The organism is Clostridium sp. NkU-1 (genome assembly GCA_001312405.1).
In genome coordinates, this window is record BBDR01000003.1 from 70,466 (window position 1) to 90,013 (window position 19,548).

Consider the following 19,548-nt stretch of genomic DNA (forward strand, 5'->3'; position numbering starts at 1 on the left):
GTCAAGTGCGGCAGTGATTAACTGTGCCACGCTCGGCTTTTTACGATAATAAGTAGCATGTCCACTTTGTTTTTTTAGTTTTTCGTGTTAAAATATAAGTTATAATAATATAAAGGGGTAAAGCAATGTCAAAAATGTTTAATGGACTTGAGCGTATTGACCTTTTCGCACAAGAGGTTATTTCTCAAATCTCTTTAGGAAAAAGGGAAAGTGTCAATAAAATTATTGAAGAAATGGGCAACAAGAACGTTGTGCATTATTTATTCAACAAGTATAAAGATGATTGGTTTTTATCACTTGATGAAAATTGTCCCTACAATGTTGATGATTGGGAAGAAAAATACTCTGAACTTGCTTATATAAGCGAAAATGATGCTCGCCGCAAATGGGGCATTAGAAACGAAGATGAGGGGCTTTTGCTACTCGTTACACTTACCTTTGAAGTTTTGAGAGAAGTTTTGCATAAAGCATAGTTAAAAATCCCGCCGGCTGTTATAGATGGCGGGATTTTTTTCCGTTTGATATTGCTGTACCACCGAACGCAATCTTACTTAAAGTTTTTCTTAAAGAAGATAAAGTTACAACGTTATATTTGGTAGTATAGCAAAATGGAAAAATGCCGTATTTACGCGGGTAAAGTTACCACGTTATACTACATATAATAATGAAGTTACCTTGCCAAGGTCGGGGTCGCGGGTTCGAGTCCCGTCTCGCGCTCTTATTGATTAATAGTGGAAACCTGGATTTTATCAGGGTTTTCACTATTTTTTGTTATGTAAAAATGCCTTTTCGGGGATAGACTGGGGCAGACATTAGACCGTGCCTTTGCAGTTAATGGTATGATCCGTCTTTTGTTGTCACATTCCGCTTGCCGGCCACCCAATCTGAATATTTTCTTGACATTTCTTTATTGGGTGCCAGTTAAGTCGACCCCTTTGTTCTGGCACCAATTTTATGGATTTTTTTAAAAGTTATTTTTGGTCAAATTATCTTATCAGGACGCGCGGAGGAATTCCGAATTTCTTTTGAAAGGACTCCGAGAAATGGCTCACGTTTGTATACCCCACAGCAAAGGCCGATTCACTCACATTATGCTCCCCTTGCTCTAGCAACGCAAAGGCTTTTTCAAGCCGCTGCTCCCGAATAAATTCATAAACGGTTTTCCCAAAATACTGCTTAAAAGAACGTTTTAACTTGCAATCATTCATATGGATTATCCGGGATAATTCCAGTAATGTTGGGGGTGACTCCAGCCGATTCAGAAGAATCTCACGTGCATAAGCCAAACGATCCATATCTGCTCTGGATAGCTGGCTTACATATTCCTTGCTGTTATCTTTGCAAATCAGCCTTTCTATATTAATGGATAACAGCTCTAAAATATAGCTTTCTAACAGAAGTCTGTTTATTTGATCCGCTTCTTTTATAAAACACATATCCAATTTATTTATAATGCTTTCTTCCCGAGCATCGCTTTTAAAACCACAGCAAGAATACGTATCTTTTTGGAAAGAGCGAAAACCAATATTGCTTTTACCACAAACCGCTTCACAAAAACCATCGAACGTGTAAGGGCTGACCCAAATAGAGTATAGCTGAACTTCTTCACCACTGTTGTATTCTGAATGTGCGGAAGCCTCTCCTAAAAAAACCCAGCGACGAATATCCGGCTGAAGTTCCACAGGCATACCATTTACCTCGCCGTATATGAAATTTTTTCGAGTATAGCTTAGTTCAAACACAGGGGATGTGGTGCCAGATTGTCTCTTTGTATTATTGGAAAATATACCAGAGGATACCATGATATGTACATCCGGACGTATTGCAATTGTTTTTTTCGGAAATATGTTTGATGATTCAAATTTCAACGGTAAATATGACATTCTATCAGTCCTTTGTAATGTCCGTTTTCGAACAAAGAAAATCCGCCGAGGGGCAGAAAACATTTTATCAATCTACTATATTATAGTTAGCTTTGACTAACTAGTCAATAGTTACTTTCTGAAACAAATATCCAGTGCGTACTGCAGGAATACGACTGACCCATACAATTCCGCCAAGGGGCAGAAAAACTCCGTCTAAGCAGAAGGTAAGCCGGACTTTATGTATACTATCAAGGTTAGCAATACCTAACTAAAATGCACGATTTACATTAGGAGGTTTAAAGTGAAGAAACGACTTATGATTCCAATTTGTCTTATGCTGGTGACGGCACTGGCCGCATGCTCGCCTGCGGTAGATCACTCACAAGCATCAGCCAATCAACACCTTCGGCTCAGGCTGCAGAACCAGCAGGTCAAAATGGCGATACCATTATGGTTGAAGACATGAAAGGCCAGGTTGAAATTCCCGCTGATCCCCAGCGCATTGTGGACGTTTCCGGTTTGGCAGATGAACTAATCATTTTGGACATGCCATTTATTGCATCAGCCAACACCAGTATGTATGATGGCATAACCGTTCCGGACTATCTTCAGGAATATTTCACCAATAACAAGATTGAAATTGTTGGCAACTATTCCGGAGCTGCCGCATCGGGTGATTTGAACCTTGAAAAAAATTGCTGAGCTAAAACCGGATCTTATTATTATGAATATCCGGCATGACAAGGTATATGAGCAGCTCAAAGGCATCGCACCTACGGTGATGATTAACGATGACATCAGCTATGTCAACTGGCGGGGACGTTTTCAGCAGTTAGGCCAGTGGTTTGGGAAAGAGGACGTTGTGACACAGTGGCTTGCTGATTATGATGCAAAGGCCGCTGAGCTTTCCGCAAAGGTTAAGGAAATGGTTGGCGACGATACCTTTGCTGTTGTGGAAGCCAATTCAGTGCATTTCGGTTCCTATTATGTTTATCGGACCGGAGGCCCGGGTGAACTGATATACGATGAATTAAAGCTGGCACCTTCCTCGGGAGTTCCGGAGAACGTCTGGGGAGAAGTAGTTGATGCGGAGTACTTTTCAAAAATTGATGCGGATCACATTTTCTTTTTCAGCGATGACGGCCGGATTGGAGATATAGGAAACAGCCCTGTTTGGCAGAATCTAAAAGCCGTAAAGGCCGGAAATGTATATTATGGTAAGAATGAGGCGCAATATAATATGGCTTATACGGCAAACGGCAAACTGCTATATATGGAAAAACTGGCAAATGCCATTCTCAATCACAGCAATGTTGAATGATCACAAAGCTCCGGCAGGCCTTTCGCCTATGCCTGTGCGATGGCTTCGAACCAAAACAGGCTTTGTATTATCTCTTGTTTTGATGGGGTGTGGGTTGCTGCTCTCCCTCCTGTTCTCAGCCAGCGTCGGTGTGGCAGGCGGGAATATTAGTATTTTAATAGATACGCTTTTACATCCTGCAGCATCTACCGACATGGGAAGAATTATGCTGGAGATGCGTATGCCCAGGGCATTGGCTGCCTGTGTTACCGGGGCGGCCTTTGCCCTTGCAGGTGGAGTGATGCAGGGTGTGACGAGAAATCCTTTGGCAGATGCCGGGCTTTTAGGAGTCAATGCGGGGGCTGGGTTTTTCATTGCTCTCACCGCGGTCCTTTTGCCGCCCTTGCCAAGCTTCGGTACGATGATTTTCGCGTTTATGGGAGCGGCATTGGCCGTGCTCCTGGTATATGGGATAGGAATGGGTAAGCATAAATCCGGGTCTATTCGGCTCATCTTGGCCGGAAGTGCTGTTTCCGCCCTGTTAACTGCATTAAGTCAGGGGATTTCTCTCACCTTTGGACTTTCAAAATCGCTGTCATTTTGGACGGCTGGGAGCTTGTCCGGCATCACATGGCAGAGCCTTCTCCTGACTGCTCCATGGATCGCGGGTGCAGGGTTTATCAGCCAGCTTCTTTCCGGAAGATTATCGGTGCTTGCCCTGGGAGAGGAAAGTGCGGCGGGACTTGGTGTAAACGTATGGGCTGTCCGGCTGACCGGCATTGTAGTGGTGTTGATTTTGGCGGGGGCCAGCGTATCCCTGGTAGGCGGAATCTCATTCCTGGGGCTGATCGTGCCGCACATTGCACGATTCCTTGCCGGTGAGGATTACCGCAGGCTTTTGCCGGTATCCGCACTGTTGGGGGCAATACTGCTCGTGCTGGCGGATATCGCCGCCCGTTCCATTAACGCTCCTTTTGATACGCCGGTAGGTGCGCTGGTATCAGCCATTGGCGTTCCGGTCTTTCTGGTGCTGACGTACCGGAAGAAAGGAGCAGTTTTATGAAAAAGAAACACAGGCAAAAGCTTGTTCCATGGGTTCTCCTGTTGGCGGTAATCGGGGCTGTCCTGCTATCAATTAACAGCGGCTATTCAAATATCTCTTATTCAGATGTGGCTGCAAGTCTGCGCCATCCGGGCGCCCCGGATGCATCCGTCACTCTTTTGCAAATTCGCCTTCCTCGCATTATCCTTGCCGTCTTATGCGGAATGGGGTTAGCACTGTCCGGCTGCACACTGCAGGCTGTGACAGAAAATCCACTGGCTGATCCGGGGGTATTGGGAATCAATGCGGGAGCTGGATTTACAGTTATGCTGTTTTTGACTTTTTTTCCCCTCCCTGCACATCAGCACCATGGTCTATCAGCCGCTTTTTGCCATGGCGGGTGGTTGGTGGCAGCGGGCATATTATACGGATTTTCCAAAAGAAACGGGAAGATCATGCCGTCTTATCTCTTGCTTGGCGGCATTGGTATTTCGGCCGGTTTTTCGTCCCTGATGCTGATTATGGCTGCCGACATGGAAAACAGCAGTTATCAGCTGGTAGCCAGATGGCTGGCAGGTAATATCTGGGGCACCAGCTGGTATCAGGTGAAGGCACTGCTTCCTTACCTGCTGATTCTGATTCCGCTGCTTCTTGCCAAAGCAGATATTTTTGACTTACTGCTTTTGGGAGAAGAAGCATCCCTTGCATTGGGGGTTCGCGTGGAGAGGGAACGAAGAATCTTATTGGTTGTGGCAGTGGCATTGGCAGCCAGCTGCATTTCCGTCAGCGGCGGAATCGGCTTTATCGGATTGGTTGCCCCCCATATAGCAAGAAAATTTGCAGGAGGGCGGCACCATGTGCTTTTACCTGTATCCATGCTGCTTGGAGGATTACTCCTGCTTTTTGCGGACACCATAGGGCGTTCTCTTTTTGGAGTCATTGAAATTCCAGTTGGAATCGTGATTTCCGTTCTGGCCGCACCCTATTTTCTCATTCTGCTTCGCAGGCAGACATAAGGAGGTGAAAAATTGTGCAATCATGTATTACAGCTGATAAGCTGTCCGCCGGTTATAACGGCATTTCGGTTTTCCGTGACATGGATATTGACATTCCCACAGGGAAAATAACAACGCTGATTGGCTCCAATGGCTCTGGCAAATCAACCATTTTGAAAACCATGTCCCGCCTGATCGTGCCGTCCGGCGGAGCAGTCTATTTGGAAGGCCAGTCCATTCACAGTATGCCAACCAGGCTGGTGGCACAAAAGCTGGCGCTCCTTCCCCAAGGAGCCCAGACGCCTACCGGTATCACTGTGAGCGACTTAGTGGAATACGGGCGATTTCCCCACCGCACTAAGCTGTCAGGACTTACATCAAAAGATCAGGAAATCATCCAATGGGCGTTGTCCAGCACAAGCATGACAGCGCTTGCCGACCGGGAAATGGATCAGCTTTCCGGCGGACAGCGGCAGCGGGGGTGGATTGCCATGGCGTTGGCGCAAAAAACAGATCTACTGTTTCTGGATGAGCCAACTACATATCTGGATATTTCGCACCAGCTGGAAATCCTGCAGCTTTTGCGGAAATTAAATAAAGAACAGGGTGTAACTGTTGTTATGGTTCTCCATGACTTAAATCACGCCATTATGTTTTCCGATTATTTAGTGGCAATCAAGGCTGGAAAAAAACACAGCGCCGGTTCGCCGGAGGATATGATTACACCCCAGACGCTCCGGGAGGTTTTCGATGTGGAGGCGGCGGTGATTTGTCATCCGGTTCTTGACGTTCCCGTATGTCTGCCTTACGGCGTAAGAGGACAGGTATTTCAAAAATAGAATCAAAAAATGGGAAACAGAGGAAATGAACAATGAAAAAAATAACTTTAGTGATGGCTGCGGCATTGTGCATACTGACACTTCCCGCCGGCTGCGGCCGTTCCGCGGATACCTATAAATCCGGAACTTATACGGCTGCCGCCGAAGGGTATGCCGGTGATGTGGAGGTGGAGGTGGAGTTTGATCAGGACTCCCTCCTTTCTGTAAAAGTAACCGATCACAACGAAACCATTGGCATTGGTGACAGAGCGATTGAGGAATTGCCCCTCAAAATCGTGGAGGAGCTAACCTGGGAGGTGGATGGGGTTGCCTCTGCTACCGTGACCAGTGGTGCAATCAAGGCTGCGGTAAAGGACTGTATAAATCAGGCTAAGAAAAAATAGTTGTTAGGAGGTGAAGGAGGTTGAATACAGAAACTGCTATAAAACATTCCGCTGTGGGGGGAATCATGACCTTTGCACAAGGGAAAAAGGGGCATATGCTGCTTTCTGCCCTATTGTCTATTCTTGGGGTTGTAAGTGGATTTGTTCCCTATCTCATGATAGGCCAGATTGCCAGCAGCTATCTTTCGGGAAATCTGACCTATAAAAGTTTGCTGCTCTCAATTGCCTTGTCTGCAGCAGCATATATTCTCCAAGGGATACTGCAAAGCGGAAGTACGCTCATATCCCATCGGTACACCTTTGAAATCCTTGAAAACATTCGTAAAAGTGTAACTGATAAAATGAGCCGGCTCTCTATGGGCACAATTCGGAAGTATTCATCGGGTGAATATAAAACCTTGTACTGGATGAGGTGGAGAAGCTGGAATACCCCCTTGCCCATGCAATTCCAGAGGTAACCGGCAACCTGTCTGCGTTCTTAATGGCTTTTGTTCTCATGCTGTATATGGATGTCCGTTTGGCTTTCAGCGCTCTGATTACGATTCCCATAGGAATATTGATCATGAAAGCCATGTTTCGCGGATATGGGAAGCGATATGAGCAGTTTATGAAGGCGGGAGATGTTCTCAACCAAACCGTGGTGGAATATATTGATGGAATTGACGTCATAAAGATTTTTAACCAGGTGGACGGCAGCTTTGAAAAGCTTCATCATGCCGTTAACGGCTACAAGGAGTTCACACTGAAATGGTATCGGCACAACTGGCTCTATAAATCGGCATACTATGTGATTTTACCTTCTGCTATTATCGGTGTTTTGCCGGCAGGCATGGCTTTACTTGGGCGGAGTGAGATTTCTCTGGCGACCCTGCTCTTGTTCATTCTGCTCTCGTTTGCGTTAATTTCGCCGCTGCTTAAGCTGACTGAGTTTATTGATAACTTTGCCCTTATTATAAAAACAGAACGTGAGGTGCATGATTTTCTTGCACAGGAAGAACCCCAATATGCTTCTGCTTTGGTAAAGATAAACGATTACGGGATTACTGCAGAAAACGTCCGATTTTCCTACAACCAAGCCCTTGTGCTGGACGGTGTGAGCGCAGAGTTCCCATCCTCCGGTATTACAGCGATTGTTGGTGAATCTGGATCTGGAAAAAGCACGTTTTTGCGGCTGATTTCAAGATTTTGGGATATAGACAGCGGAAAGATATGCATTGGTGGCAGGGACATCCGTGATATTCCCCAGGAACAGCTGATGGATAGTATCAGCATTGTTGATCAGGATAATTTCCTGTTTGACATGAGTATCCGGGACAACATCCTGTTGGGGAAGCCCAGTGCAACCCAAGACGAGCTTTTGAAAGCGGTGCAGGCTTCCGGATGCGGGGAAATCATTGACAGGCTGAAGGAGGGATTGGATACCGTTGTAGGCAGCGGCGGCGATTTGCTCTCTGGTGGTGAGCGTCAACGGGTCTGCATTGCACGTGCCATTCTGAAAAAAAGCCCCGATTCTGCTGCTGGATGAGCCTACCGCCAGCATGGATATGGAGAACGAACGAAAGGTGCAGTTGGCCTTACACGAGCTGGTACAAGGAAAAACTGTCATTGTGGCAGCACATCGGCTAAAGACCGTTGCAGGTGCGAAACAAATTCTCGTTATGGATCACGGGAAACTGCTTGACAGCGGAACCCATTCCGCGCTGCTGCAGCGCTGCCCGCATTACACAAGGCTATGGAATGCCTGTGTCAGTGCAGAGACATGGAGTATTGGGGGAATGAACATGATTAAGCTGCTGCGCCGTGTACTCAAAATGTCCGGCAACCTAAAGCCACGCATTCTTTGGGGCTTTGCCTTCGGGTTTATGGACGGCATTTTTAACATATTCCCATTGATCGCAATCTTTTACGCTGTCAACAGCAGCATATCCGGCAGGGAGGTCGCAGTCACCACCGGCATACTTTTGATTGGGCTCATGGGACGGATACTGTTTCATTATTTGTTATCCAGATTTCAATCCTCCGCAGGATTTGAAATGGTTGCGGAAAACCGCCTGAAAATTGGAAACCTGTTGAGGCAGGCACCTATGTCGTTTTTTTGATACACACAAGCAAGGTGATTTAACTGCCTGTGTGACCACTGATTTGGGTTTTATCGAGATGTATGTTATGTTTATTCTGGATAAGGTTATAAACGGGTTTTTGATGACTGCTATAACAGCGGTGTTTCTGTTTGCTTTTGACTGGCGGATAGGACTTGCAGCTGTTGTGGTATTATTACCGTCGGTCATTGTTTTTGCTGTGCTTCAGAAAAAGGGGAAAGAGCTGGGGCCTCTTCGTCAGAACACCCAGGCGGAGCTGGGTGCGGCTGTGATTGAATATGCACAGGGAATCATGACGGCGAAAGCATATGGCATGAAAAGCCGACAGGCAAAGCGCATTTCTGACGCGTTTCATAACAGCAACGTACATTCCTTTCAGGTGGAGCGCGGGTTTGTAAAGTGGGTGTCAATTTTCCAGGTGAATGTAAAGTTGGCAGGATGTGTGATTGTCCTTGTTTCATCCCTGGCAGCACTTTCCGGCATTCTTGAATCATCCGCCTATCTGATGCTTCTGGTTGCCTCCTTAACAATGTTTGCAGGGCTTGAACAGTGTGCTTCCCAAACACCTATGCTGCGCATAATGGAGGCTTCTCTGGATCGTGTGGAGGAAATTACCAATGCTGGATTAGAAGGAAAACCTAAAAAAACGGCTGGTGCCATACCTGATCGCTTTGATATCACCTTTGATCATGTAACGTTCGGCTATGGAAAAGAACCGGTTTTGAAGGATTTGTCGTTCCATGTGCCGGAGCATACATCTGTGGCACTTGTCGGCCCCTCCGGCAGCGGAAAAAGCACCATTACAAAGCTAATTCCCCGTTTCTATGATGTCTCACAGGGAAAGATTCAAATTGGAGGTATAGACATACGGGATATGCCCCTGGATCAAATCCTTTCCTATGTCAGTATGGTATTTCAGAAGGTATATCTGTTTGGAGATACGATAGCCAACAATATTCGTTTTGGCAAGCAGGACGCTTCCATGGAGGAACTGATTGAGGCGGCAAAAAAAGGCCTGTTGCTATGATTTTATTATGGAAATGGAGAATGGCTTTGACACAGTAATTGGAGAAGGAGGAAATACACTTTCCGGCGGACAGAAGCAGAGAATATCTATTGCAAGAGCCATCCTAAAGGATGCTCCAATTATCCTGTTGGATGAAGCGACCTCCAGCATAGACCCAGAAAACGAAGCCTTGATACAACAGGCAATCAATCATTTGATTAAAGATAAAACACTCGTCATTATAGCACACAACTTGTCCGCTGTTCAAACTGCGGATCAAATTCTCGTTCTTAATCATGGCCAGCTTGCAGAGTCAGGAAAGCACGATACACTTCGCCTTAAGCACGGTCTTTATAAAGACCTGTGGGATATCAGTCAGGAGGTCATCCTGTGGCAGACTAAGTAGGTTATTCGGGTTTAACCAGGGTATATCATGAATCGGAGGCTGGTGGTTGCCGGAAAGAAAAAAACTTCGTAAATTTTAGTATAAAAAACTAGCTTACAATAAACATGATAAGCTAGTTTTTCTCATTATTTCATCTGTTTATCTTGGCAGATTACTTAAAAAGCTTGCATAATCCATATACCAGTTTTTAACATTACCAAATGTACCTACTATGTCCATATGATCTGTATTAATAATTCCATGCATTCCATTCCATTGCCCTATTTTAATTCCACCATTGAATTGTACAATAACATCATTGGAACCTGGCTTAGGCCCATTTTGCTTTTTTTAATCCCCATATCATGCAGATGCCTGTGTCTATCATGTAAGCGTTGGGAGGATTATGGTTCACCCTCAATTTCAACCAATATTAACGTAACATAATCATCTCTGTCTTTTGTACCTATCTCAAATATAAGATATTCCTCATAAGCATTTTTCCCCAGTTTTATCTGATGATCCTTTGCGTACTGCATAATCTTTGTATACATTTCACTGATATTACGATAGCTTCCCTTGTAATAAACCTGGAGATACCAGCCTTCTTTCCGCACCAGGGTATTATTTTTTTTATCAGCATTATTCGTTTTAGTATACAAATAGGAAAAGCTGTCGAATCTTTTATCACGGATATTATCAATGGTAAGCGATGCTCCCAGAAAATCGATGGTACTTGCATTGCTGTTATTTCGAAATGCGATCAGCTCTGTTAAAAAGGTTGGGTAAGAATTGTCATTATCCATTAAGGCACTGCAAAGAGCTTTCATACTTTTATGATAAGCCGGCTCTATGATATTGTATTTTACAGATAAAGCATGTTCTGTTAAATCCTTAAGAGACTCTATCTCGCGTTTCGTGTTTTTTTAACTTTTTAATTTCCTTAGTCACTTCATTTGATTTTTGTTCCAGTAAATCAATTAATTTTTCAGGGTTTCTTTCATCCATATACTTTTTAATTTCTTTTAGTGGCATTCCCAGCCCTTTTAACGCAGAAATAATAGAAAAGGTATCGAATTGGCGGAAGGAGTAATAACGGTAACCATTTTCTTTTGTGATCTCAGGCTGAAAAAGCTTTATCTGATCATAATGAAATAAAATATGCTTGGGAATTCCGCAGATTTTTGCAAATTCTCCTGTTGTTAAGTATTCATTTTTATCTTTAGACATAAAATTACCCCTGTTCTATGCTGCACCTTAAGAATTTCATGTTTGCAGCCGCAGCATAGACCCAAACTTGATTCGGTTAAAATAATAGAAAATATCAAACAATAATGATAATGTATTTATCGGATTTTTTTTCTTGACTATAAGACAACCTTATAGTTTATAATAGTCAAGCAGCCTTTTCCTGTCAAGGAATAGGGCTGAAATTATTTATACATTTATTAAGTAAAGCGAAAGGAGTTAAGTTATGAAGTTAATGTTAAAATATCTGAAAAGATATCCCAGATTAATTCTGTTAAACACCATAGGAATCTTTAGTTTCGTAGCAGTACAGCTTGGAATTCCTACAGTTATGGCATGGATGATTGATAACGGAATAGGCAAAGGCGATATAGATTATATTAAAAAGATGGGAGGAATCATGCTGATTGTCTGTCTCCTCGGAGGTGCAGGTACCATTTTATTAACTTTCGCTTCTTCAAGAATTTCAACCTATATGATTCGTGATATCAGAAATGATGTTTTTGCTCAGTCACAAAAATTCTCCCACACAGAATATAATAAATTTGGTGTATCTTCAATGATTACGCGAACAACAAACGATGCATTTCAGTTAATGTTGTTCTCCAATTTATTGTTTCGAACGGCACTTTTGGCGCCCGTAATGATCTTTATCAGTGTTTTTATGACCATCAAAACCAGCGTTAATCTTTCTATGGTTATCGGAGGAAGCTTCCATTTATAGTAGCGGGTGTTATTATTATTGCCAAAGTGACCAATCCGCTTTCTGAGAAGCAGCAAAAGGGTATGGACCAGCTGAACCGGATTTCAAGAGAAAGTTTAACAGGGGTCCGGGTGATCAGAGCCTTTCGAAAAAGCGAATATGAAGCAGAACGTTTTGCGGAGACCAATGAATACTATGCTTCTAATTCCAAGAAATTATTTAAAATCATGTCATTTACACAGCCGGCCTTTTTCTTCCTATTACACGTTGCAATGATGGCAGTGTTTTGGATATCAAGTGTTATGATTGATAAAGGTACCTTACAGGTTGGGCAGTTAGTTGCTTTCCTGGAGTATCAGTTCCATGCAATGTTCTCTATTATGCTGTTTTCCATGGTATTTGTCATGTATCCGAGAGCGCAGGTATCTGCAAACCGTATTCAGGAATTATTAGATGAGGAACCATTGGTGGAAAGTCCTTTAAAGGGGATCACAGCTGAAAATAAAGGGATCGTGGAATTTGACCATGTTACGTTTCAGTATCCGGATGGGGAGCTTCCTGTTATAAAGGATGTATCCTTTACTGCGAACAAAGGAGAAACTGTTGCGTTTATCGGAAGTACAGGCAGCGGAAAGAGTACATTAATTAATTTGATTCCAAGATTTTATGATGTGACAGGCGGTTCGATTAAAATTGATGGTGTGGATATTCGTAATTATGATTTAAAGGCACTCCGTCAAAAAAATTGGTTTTATCCCTCAAAAAGCATTTCTATTTAAAGGAACCATAGAAGAGAATCTTAAATTCGGCAATCCCAATGCAACTCCGGAAGAAATAGATCATGCAGTTGAAGTGGCACAGGCAAAGGAATTTATTGAGAATAAGCCGGATAAATTACAGGAATATATAAGTGAAGGTGCAAAAAAATATTTCTGGCGGTCAAAAACAGCGAATTTCCATTGCAAGAGCATTGGTCAGAAGACCTGAAATCTACATTTTTGATGACAGTTTTTCTGCCCTTGACTATAAGACAGATGCAACCTTGCGTGCCGCACTTAAGGAAGAAACAAAAGAATCCGTTGTATTCATTGTTGCACAAAGAATTAGTACAATCATGAATTCGGACAAAATAATCGTACTAAATGAGGGTGAAGTGGTTGGCATGGGAACCCATAAAGAATTATTAAAGTCATGCAATGTGTATTATGAAATTGCAGATTCACAATTAACAAAGGAGGAGCTGGAACGATGAGAAAATTATATCCGTATATTAAACCATACTTAAAATTTTTTGTTGTGGCGATTCTCCTTACCATAGGATACTCAGGCTTCTTGTCAGCGGCCCCAATGGTGGAAGGTTTAATCACAACAAGGCTGAAAGATGATATTGTAGATATCGCGAACAAAGTTCCCGGGGCCGCCATCAGCTTTTCCTATATTATTAAAATCTTAAAGATTCTGCTTGCTATTTATATTGGAAATGTGCTGAGCAACTTTGGTTCCCAATATTTTTTTGACAAATGGCATACAAAATACAATGCGTGATTTAAGAAATGATGTGCAGAAAAAGATTTCAAAGCTGCCGGTCAGTTATTTTGATAAACGTACCGTGGGAGATATTCTCAGTATCATCTCCAATGATATCGATACTATGTCAAATGCGCTGCAGCAGAGCCTGTCAAGGATATTGAGTGCTTTCTTATCCATTATTTTGGCAACAGTACTAATGTTTTATATTAATCCGGTTATGGGTGCTGTTGCAGCTTTACTGATACCGGGAAGTGCTTTTATTATGAAATTTATTATGAACCGTTCTTCCGCCATGTTTGAAAAACAGCAGGTTGCACTTGGCGACTTAAATGGTTACATTCAGGAACGATACACCGGGCTGACCGAAATTAAACTGTATGGAAAGCAGGAAGATTCCATAGAACAGTTTAAGGAGATTAATAATAATCTTTGTGAAAACGGATTTAAGGCACAGTTTATATCCGGGCTGATGTCACCGTTGATTTCGTTCATCACTTATATAGGGATTGTAGCTGTTTGCGTATTAGGAGCCATATTTGCAATTACTGGCGTCATAACGGTTGGACAGCTTCAGGCATTTATCCGGTATATCTGGCAGTTAAATGAGCCGCTTGAGCAGGTGGCACAATTATCCGCTTCCATTCAGTCTGCCATGGCGGCAGGGGGAAGAGTGTTTGAATTTCTCTCTGAAACAGAAGAAGTACCGGAAGCCTCCAATCCCGTAAAAATAGATAACCTGCAGGGAAATGTTACCTTTGAAGATGTATCTTTTGGTTACAGCAAAGATAAAATGCTTATTGAGCATTTAAATATAAACGTGAAAAGCGGTCAAATGGTAGCAATTGTGGGCCCCACCGGCGCCGGAAAGACCACGCTTATCAACCTCTTAATGCGTTTTTATGACGTAAATGAAGGGGCGATCAAGGTTGACGGTGTAAAGATCAAGGATATGAAACGGGATGATCTTCGTTCGATCTTTGGTATGGTGCTGCAGGATACCTGGTTATTTAACGGAACGATTGCTGATAATATAAAATACGGGAAAGAGGATGCAACGCAGCAGGAGATTGAAAATGCTGCAAAAACAGCTAATGTAAATCATTTTATCAAAACACAGCCAGATGGCTACAATATGATATTAAATGAAGAATCTTCAAACGTATCAGTGGGTGAAAAACAGCTTTTAACAATAGCGAGAGCGTTTTTAGCAGACCCGGCCATTTTAATCCTTGATGAGGCCACAAGTTCAGTGGATACCAGGCTTGAGTTAATGCTTCAGACAGCTATGAAAAATATCATGAAGGGCAGAACAAGCTTTGTTATTGCCCACCGCCTTTCAACCATTCGAAATGCGGATTTAATTCTTGTTATGAATAACGGAACGATTATTGAACAGGGAAACCATGATGAATTAATAGCAAAGAAGGGATTTTATGAAAAACTGTATATGAGCCAGTTCCAAAATCAGGCTTAAATAGATTTTTAATTAATTAAAGCAGGCTTTCGTTTATGAGAGCCTGCTTTTGCTTTAGGAATCAATCCAATTCCATTTTTTTTATTTTTTCCAGAATGTCCAACACTTCCCAAAGCCCGTTTATGGAATAAGCCGCCAGGCTGCGGTCAAAACTAAATCTGTCATCAATGACGGAGGCAACGGTCATTCCGGCACTATATCCGGCCATGATCCCATAGGTGGAATCCTCCACCACCAGGCATTCCTTTGGCTCACATTTAAGGGTGTCTGCCGTATGGAGGTAGATTTCCGGATTAGGCTTACTTTCCTTAAATTCCTCGCCGCTTACAACGTAGTCAAAGTCACCTTTCAGCCCGCAGCTGGTAAGTACATCTTCAATTCCTGCCCTGCTGGTAGAAGATGCCAGGGCCACCAGATAGCCTCTTTGGTGAAGCTCCCTTAAAAGCTCCGGGACTTCTTTTCTTAAGATGGAGGGGTAGTCCGGACGGCAGTCGGCCCAAAGTCCTGCATATAATTCCTGGAAAGCAGGGGAATCCACATCTTCTCCGATCACACTGCTTACAATCTCCATCGTCCTTTTGGCGGTGGACCCCACCACGGCAAACAGCGCTTCTCTGCTGATATCAGGGTAGAAAAGCCTCAGCTTTTCATACATATGGTCTAAATATATGATTTCGCTGTCAATCAGGACTCCGTCCATATCAAATATAACTGCTTTTATCATTGATTAAATTCCTTTCTGCCATACAGGGCTAAGCTCAGCCTTTGGTCAGCTTACGCCACTAAGTCCGCGTTAAGCCTGATTAATCCAGAAAAAAAGCAACCGTCTTTTTGTATATCTCTACAGTATCTGAAAATATGCAGTTTTAATACTTGATTTACACTTTGTTTGAGGATACTATATTCGTGTCAGCTGCTTTCTCCGGGTTTAACAATAATTATACTATCAAAAGAAATATATCACAATGGCTAACTGGAAACCAGCCTGAATAGTAACCTTTTTTTATTCCTTTTAATAAGATAATGGGAATCAGGCATTGCAATTAACGCTCGAAAATATTATAATACGGAAATGCAATTTCATAGCTGAAATACCAAGGAGGCACATATGGTACATGTTAAAAACATACTTAAAATTTTTGCCGGTGATATAAAACGCATTGCGATTAACCCGGTAGCAGTCATTATTGCACTGGGGCTTACGCTGATACCGGCTTTATACGCATGGTTCAATATTGCCGCCAGCTGGGATCCCTATGCAAATACAAAGGGACTTAAGGTTGCTGTTGTCAACCTTGACAAGGGGGCTTCCATTGACGATATATTTGACACGGATATTGATGATTCTTCCATTAATATTGGTGAAATGATCCTGGATGAACTCAGAAAGAATGAGCAGATAGGCTGGCAGTTCGTCAACAAGGAAGTGGCAATCGATGGAGTGGAATCCGGGAAATATTATGCGGCTGTCATTGTTCCCGAGGATTTCAGCCAGAAAATATCAAGCGTCCTCACCTCTCACATTGAACGGCCGGTGCTTGAGTACTATGTAAATGAGAAGAAAAATGCCATTGCCACAAAGATTACAGGCAAAGGGGTGGAGAGCGTACAGCAGCAGATCAATGAAACCTTTATCAATTCCACTTCAAAGGTAGCTGGGAAGGCCTTAAATAAATATTCAGACAACTGGAGTGTTGACAAGGAAACAGACAGGAACGATGCAATCTCCACTCTTACAGATGTAAAAACAGACTTAGACCAGCTGGTGGAAACCACCACCATGCTTCAGTCCACTCTCCGAACCGTCAACAGTTTAAATGGCGGCATGAAGGGAACTCTCCCTGATGTGAGCAAAATGATCGATTCAGGCGGACAAACGGCCGAAAGTGCAAAAACCCTGATCGATTCTTCCAGAGGGTTCTCTGATACAATGACAGGAGGAATTAAAGATACCCTGGATAATATCAGTCAGGTAGAGGAATCGGTGTATGAATCCTTCCAGGTGATCGGCAAGCTGTCGGATACCTCCGCTGACGGGGCTTTGGATGCATTAAAAGCCACGGAAAAGCTGGTTGAAGGAAGCATCAGCCAGTGCAACAGCGTAAATAAGGTCTTAGGGGAAATTAACCAGAAGCTTCCCATCCCTCTGAAAGACATAACAACTCTTCAGCAGAAGCTTACCGATACCGTTAAGCAGCAGCAGGATCTGGTCAGGAAGCTGCAGGCTGCACAGCAGACGATAAAGCAGACGAAAAGGCTGCCGGATAACATGGAAAAGGATATTGGAGATTCTCTTGATGGGGTTTCTAATTCCATATCAGACGTTCTTAACTTTTATACCGGTAAGGTGGAAATTCCCTTAAAGGACAGCCTTGATAAGACCTATGATGCCCTGGGCACTACTGCAGGGGCTTTAGACAGCATTGGGAGCATGGTGGGGCAGATTGATACCACCCTTGACAGCGTAACCGCCTCATCCCAGAGCCTGATCGAAGCTTTGGACAGCGCCGTCAGCCTGATGAACAGGAGCCAGGAACGGGTGGATGATATGATCGACAGTGTAAATAAGCTGGCGGATAATGAGAAGCTGAATAAGATCATGGACATTATGAAGAATGATCCGGATCAGCTCAGTGATTTTATGAAGATGCCTACGGATATGGTTACCAACAAGATTTATCCTGTAGAAACTTACGGTTCTGCCATGGCTCCGTTTTATACCATTCTGGCCATCTGGGTGGGAGGACTCATTTTGGTGGCTCTGGTAAAAACCAAGGTGGAAGAGAACAGATCCATAGGGCTTAAGCTGTATGAAACCTATTTTGGAAGGTATCTTACCTTCATGCTGTTTGGAATCGCCCAGGCGCTTGTGGTGGCTTTGGGAGATTTGTATATGTTAAAGATCCAGTGCCTTTATCCGGGAAAATTTGTGCTGGCAGCTGTGGCAGCCAGTATTATATTCACCAATATCACTTATTCCATGACGGTTTCCTTTGGGGACGTGGGCAAAGCGATCGTAGTAGTCTTTATGGTCATTCAGGTGGCAGGCTCCGGCGGCACGTTTCCCATACAGGTAACTCCCCGGTTTTTCCAGATGGTATACCCATTGCTTCCATTTACTCATCTCATCAATGCAATGAGAGAGTGTGTGGGAGGTACTTATGGGAATGATTATTGGAAAGACATACGAAATGTGCTGGTCTATATTCCTATATCACTGTTGGTTGGAATCGTATTGCGGAAGAAGGTGTTAAAACTGAATGAATTTTTTTGAAGAAAAACTCAGCCAAACAGGGATCATGTAAGATGGGAAAGGAAAAAAAAACGCCGGGAATCAGACGGCGGCTGGCCTGGGCCGGCGGGGTGGTACTGCTTTTAGGGATTCTTGGTGTTTGGACGTGGCACTATCTTCCTATGCATTATGCAAAGTTTTACCTGACCCGCTCGGCGCTGCAGACCAGAGGGCGGCTAATGGATCTGTGGGGCAAGGACCAGGAAGGAGCTAAGGAGGATTCCTTAAAGCTGATAGCGGATGAGGTGGAATGGAATGGTCATTCGGTGCTGATCCTTCCGGGAGGGTTTGGCATCAACTGGAAGGAACAAAGGGATGAGGGAAATACCTTTGCCCAGGGAAGCCTTGATGTGTATTTTCTGGGGGCTGTAAGGGACGGAGTCCATTACCTGGCGGATAAGGAGAATGCCGTGATTTCCGCGCCTGGGATTAGCGGAACGACCATAAGAACCAGCCAGGATACATTAAAAGAGGTTTTGGGATTCTCCATTGTCCCGGAAGAGCGAAACCATTTAAGAGATCAGCTTGAAACCTTAAAAAAAGGACACCATCAGCATGATGAACCAAAGCCATGTGGAGTTTGTGGGAAGGGATGAGAATGGCGTAACAATTAAGGCATTGGTCCCTTCCGGCATCTTTGACTCTTATGTGAGCAAGATAGGAGAGCTGCTTAAAGAAGGCCCTGGAAAGGATATAAAAGAATGGGGACAGATGTTAGAGGAACGGAAAACCCAGGGAGAGACCCAGGAAATTCTTTTTGCCATTGACAAAGGGCTGCATATAACGGAAATCAAAGTGGAAGGCCTGTCTGATATGAGCCTTTTGCTGGAATCCAATGGCGGAATCCAGCTGGCAGGAAGTATCATGCTTAAAGAGCGGGAGCTTCATATGAGTGCAAAGATCTATTTCGGCAATGGGCATGAAGGGAAGAGGGCATTTCAGATCCCCGAACTAAATATTACATATCATAATGAGGGGTTCCGGCTTTTACTGAAACTGAGCGGAGGCTATGAAGGCGGTAAGATTTCCTCTGAGGCCTTGGAATATGGAAAGCTGTCTGAAACAGGAGGAGAATCCTCTGATGACGGATTAGAAAAGGTCAAGGATGAATTCCTTAAAAGAGCCGGAGAATTAGGCCTTGACTTATATAAGTAAATAAAAAAATCTATTGACAAATACAACTGTAACTTTTATAATAACAGTAAAGATACTGAAACTTACAAAGTTACAGTTATCCGGCAGGTAATAATCCAAAAAACGGGGATATTTAAGGCAATTATGATAAAACTATAAAAAAGAAGACCGTTGGCTGGAAGAAATTGCAGAGGATGTACTGTTCATCATATGATGCGGCGGCATTTCCAGGATGCAGTGAAATGTTGTGAAT

19 protein-coding genes and 3 pseudogenes are annotated in these 19,548 nt (G+C 43.5%); 17 read left to right on the plus strand and 5 right to left on the minus strand.

From position 1 onward, the window contains the following. Positions 1-125: 125 nt before the first annotated feature. Positions 126-473 carry a hypothetical protein gene (locus tag JCM10519_RS05795; RefSeq protein ID WP_054738252.1) on the plus strand — a complete coding sequence of 116 codons (348 nt, stop codon included), beginning with the start codon at positions 126-128 and terminating at the stop codon, positions 471-473. A gap of 513 nt (positions 474-986) precedes the next feature. Here JCM10519_RS05795 and JCM10519_RS05800 read toward each other — a convergent pair. Next, positions 987-1,688 carry an AraC family transcriptional regulator gene (locus tag JCM10519_RS05800; protein ID WP_347843269.1) on the minus strand — a complete coding sequence of 234 codons (702 nt, stop codon included), beginning with the start codon at positions 1,686-1,688 and terminating at the stop codon, positions 987-989. A gap of 504 nt (positions 1,689-2,192) precedes the next feature. Here JCM10519_RS05800 and JCM10519_RS26810 point away from each other — a divergent pair. The 11 genes from JCM10519_RS26810 to JCM10519_RS05850 are packed head-to-tail and all read left to right on the plus strand — an operon-like array spanning position 2,193 to position 9,935. After that, entirely contained in the window at positions 2,193-2,567 is a 375-nt protein-coding gene (locus JCM10519_RS26810; protein WP_347843270.1) for a hypothetical protein, read from the plus strand. Further along, complete coding sequence (locus JCM10519_RS05805; RefSeq protein WP_347843271.1) at positions 2,551-3,186, plus strand: ABC transporter substrate-binding protein; 636 nt, start codon at positions 2,551-2,553, stop codon at positions 3,184-3,186. Before JCM10519_RS26810 ends, JCM10519_RS05805 begins: the two co-directional genes overlap by 17 nt. A gap of 28 nt (positions 3,187-3,214) precedes the next feature. After that, positions 3,215-4,228, plus strand: a complete 1,014-nt coding sequence (locus JCM10519_RS05810) for an iron chelate uptake ABC transporter family permease subunit (protein WP_054738458.1) — start codon at positions 3,215-3,217, stop codon at positions 4,226-4,228. Beyond that, positions 4,225-5,223 (plus strand): iron ABC transporter permease, encoded by a 999-nt coding sequence (locus tag JCM10519_RS05815; RefSeq protein ID WP_347843272.1) that lies wholly within the window; start codon positions 4,225-4,227, stop codon positions 5,221-5,223. The genes JCM10519_RS05810 and JCM10519_RS05815 overlap by 4 nt, the downstream gene beginning before the upstream one ends. A gap of 14 nt (positions 5,224-5,237) precedes the next feature. Continuing rightward, the gene (locus JCM10519_RS05820; protein WP_054738254.1) at positions 5,238-6,041 is read left to right on the plus strand and encodes an ATP-binding cassette domain-containing protein; all 804 of its coding nucleotides are present in this window, start codon (positions 5,238-5,240) and stop codon (positions 6,039-6,041) included. A gap of 32 nt (positions 6,042-6,073) precedes the next feature. After that, positions 6,074-6,424 carry an FMN-binding protein gene (locus JCM10519_RS05825; RefSeq protein ID WP_054738255.1) on the plus strand — a complete coding sequence of 117 codons (351 nt, stop codon included), beginning with the start codon at positions 6,074-6,076 and terminating at the stop codon, positions 6,422-6,424. Between the two features lie 20 nt (positions 6,425-6,444). Next, a complete protein-coding gene (locus JCM10519_RS05830) occupies positions 6,445-6,882 on the plus strand; it encodes a hypothetical protein (protein ID WP_054738256.1) in 438 nt (145 codons plus the stop codon). After that, positions 6,837-7,949 carry an ATP-binding cassette domain-containing protein gene (locus JCM10519_RS05835; protein ID WP_054738257.1) on the plus strand — a complete coding sequence of 371 codons (1,113 nt, stop codon included), beginning with the start codon at positions 6,837-6,839 and terminating at the stop codon, positions 7,947-7,949. The genes JCM10519_RS05830 and JCM10519_RS05835 overlap by 46 nt, the downstream gene beginning before the upstream one ends. A 13-nt stretch (positions 7,950-7,962) precedes the next feature. Beyond that, on the plus strand, positions 7,963-8,523 hold the full coding sequence (locus JCM10519_RS05840) for a hypothetical protein (protein ID WP_054738258.1): 561 nt from the start codon (positions 7,963-7,965) through the stop codon (positions 8,521-8,523). Between the two features lie 31 nt (positions 8,524-8,554). Next, positions 8,555-9,550: an ATP-binding cassette domain-containing protein gene (locus JCM10519_RS05845; RefSeq protein ID WP_054738259.1), complete on the plus strand. Its 996-nt coding sequence runs from the start codon at positions 8,555-8,557 to the stop codon at positions 9,548-9,550. A gap of 7 nt (positions 9,551-9,557) precedes the next feature. Beyond that, positions 9,558-9,935 carry an ATP-binding cassette domain-containing protein gene (locus JCM10519_RS05850; RefSeq protein ID WP_054738260.1) on the plus strand — a complete coding sequence of 126 codons (378 nt, stop codon included), beginning with the start codon at positions 9,558-9,560 and terminating at the stop codon, positions 9,933-9,935. A gap of 138 nt (positions 9,936-10,073) precedes the next feature. Here JCM10519_RS05850 and JCM10519_RS26815 read toward each other — a convergent pair. The 3 genes and pseudogenes from JCM10519_RS26815 to JCM10519_RS26825 form a co-directional block, all read right to left on the minus strand. Beyond that, positions 10,074-10,259: pseudogene (locus JCM10519_RS26815) on the minus strand (lipase); the annotation flags it as partial. 59 nt (positions 10,260-10,318) lie between these two features. Beyond that, a complete protein-coding gene (locus JCM10519_RS26820) occupies positions 10,319-10,744 on the minus strand; it encodes a GyrI-like domain-containing protein (protein ID WP_347843273.1) in 426 nt (141 codons plus the stop codon). Between the two features lie 64 nt (positions 10,745-10,808). Further along, on the minus strand, positions 10,809-11,144 hold the full coding sequence (locus tag JCM10519_RS26825) for a MerR family transcriptional regulator (protein WP_347843274.1): 336 nt from the start codon (positions 11,142-11,144) through the stop codon (positions 10,809-10,811). A 244-nt stretch (positions 11,145-11,388) separates the two neighbouring features. Between JCM10519_RS26825 and JCM10519_RS05860 the strand changes: the two are divergent. Both JCM10519_RS05860 and JCM10519_RS05865 read left to right on the plus strand, forming a co-directional pair. Then, positions 11,389-13,117: pseudogene (locus JCM10519_RS05860) on the plus strand (ABC transporter ATP-binding protein). Further along, positions 13,114-14,869 (plus strand): annotated as a pseudogene (locus tag JCM10519_RS05865) (ABC transporter ATP-binding protein). Before JCM10519_RS05860 ends, JCM10519_RS05865 begins: the two co-directional pseudogenes overlap by 4 nt. 61 nt (positions 14,870-14,930) lie before the next feature. Here JCM10519_RS05865 and JCM10519_RS05870 read toward each other — a convergent pair. Beyond that, the gene (locus JCM10519_RS05870; RefSeq protein WP_054738261.1) at positions 14,931-15,593 is read right to left on the minus strand and encodes an HAD-IA family hydrolase; all 663 of its coding nucleotides are present in this window, start codon (positions 15,591-15,593) and stop codon (positions 14,931-14,933) included. A gap of 384 nt (positions 15,594-15,977) precedes the next feature. Between JCM10519_RS05870 and JCM10519_RS05875 the strand changes: the two genes are divergently transcribed. Genes JCM10519_RS05875 through JCM10519_RS05885 form a run of 3 tightly spaced genes read left to right on the plus strand, consistent with a single transcriptional unit; the run spans position 15,978 to position 19,316 of the window. Next, a complete protein-coding gene (locus JCM10519_RS05875) occupies positions 15,978-18,143 on the plus strand; it encodes a YhgE/Pip family protein (RefSeq protein ID WP_054738262.1) in 2,166 nt (721 codons plus the stop codon). Between the two features lie 32 nt (positions 18,144-18,175). Next, positions 18,176-18,757, plus strand: a complete 582-nt coding sequence (locus tag JCM10519_RS05880; RefSeq protein WP_347843275.1) for a hypothetical protein — start codon at positions 18,176-18,178, stop codon at positions 18,755-18,757. Next, on the plus strand, positions 18,717-19,316 hold the full coding sequence (locus tag JCM10519_RS05885) for a hypothetical protein (RefSeq protein WP_347843276.1): 600 nt from the start codon (positions 18,717-18,719) through the stop codon (positions 19,314-19,316). Before JCM10519_RS05880 ends, JCM10519_RS05885 begins: the two co-directional genes overlap by 41 nt. The last annotated feature ends 232 nt before the right edge of the window (positions 19,317-19,548 follow it).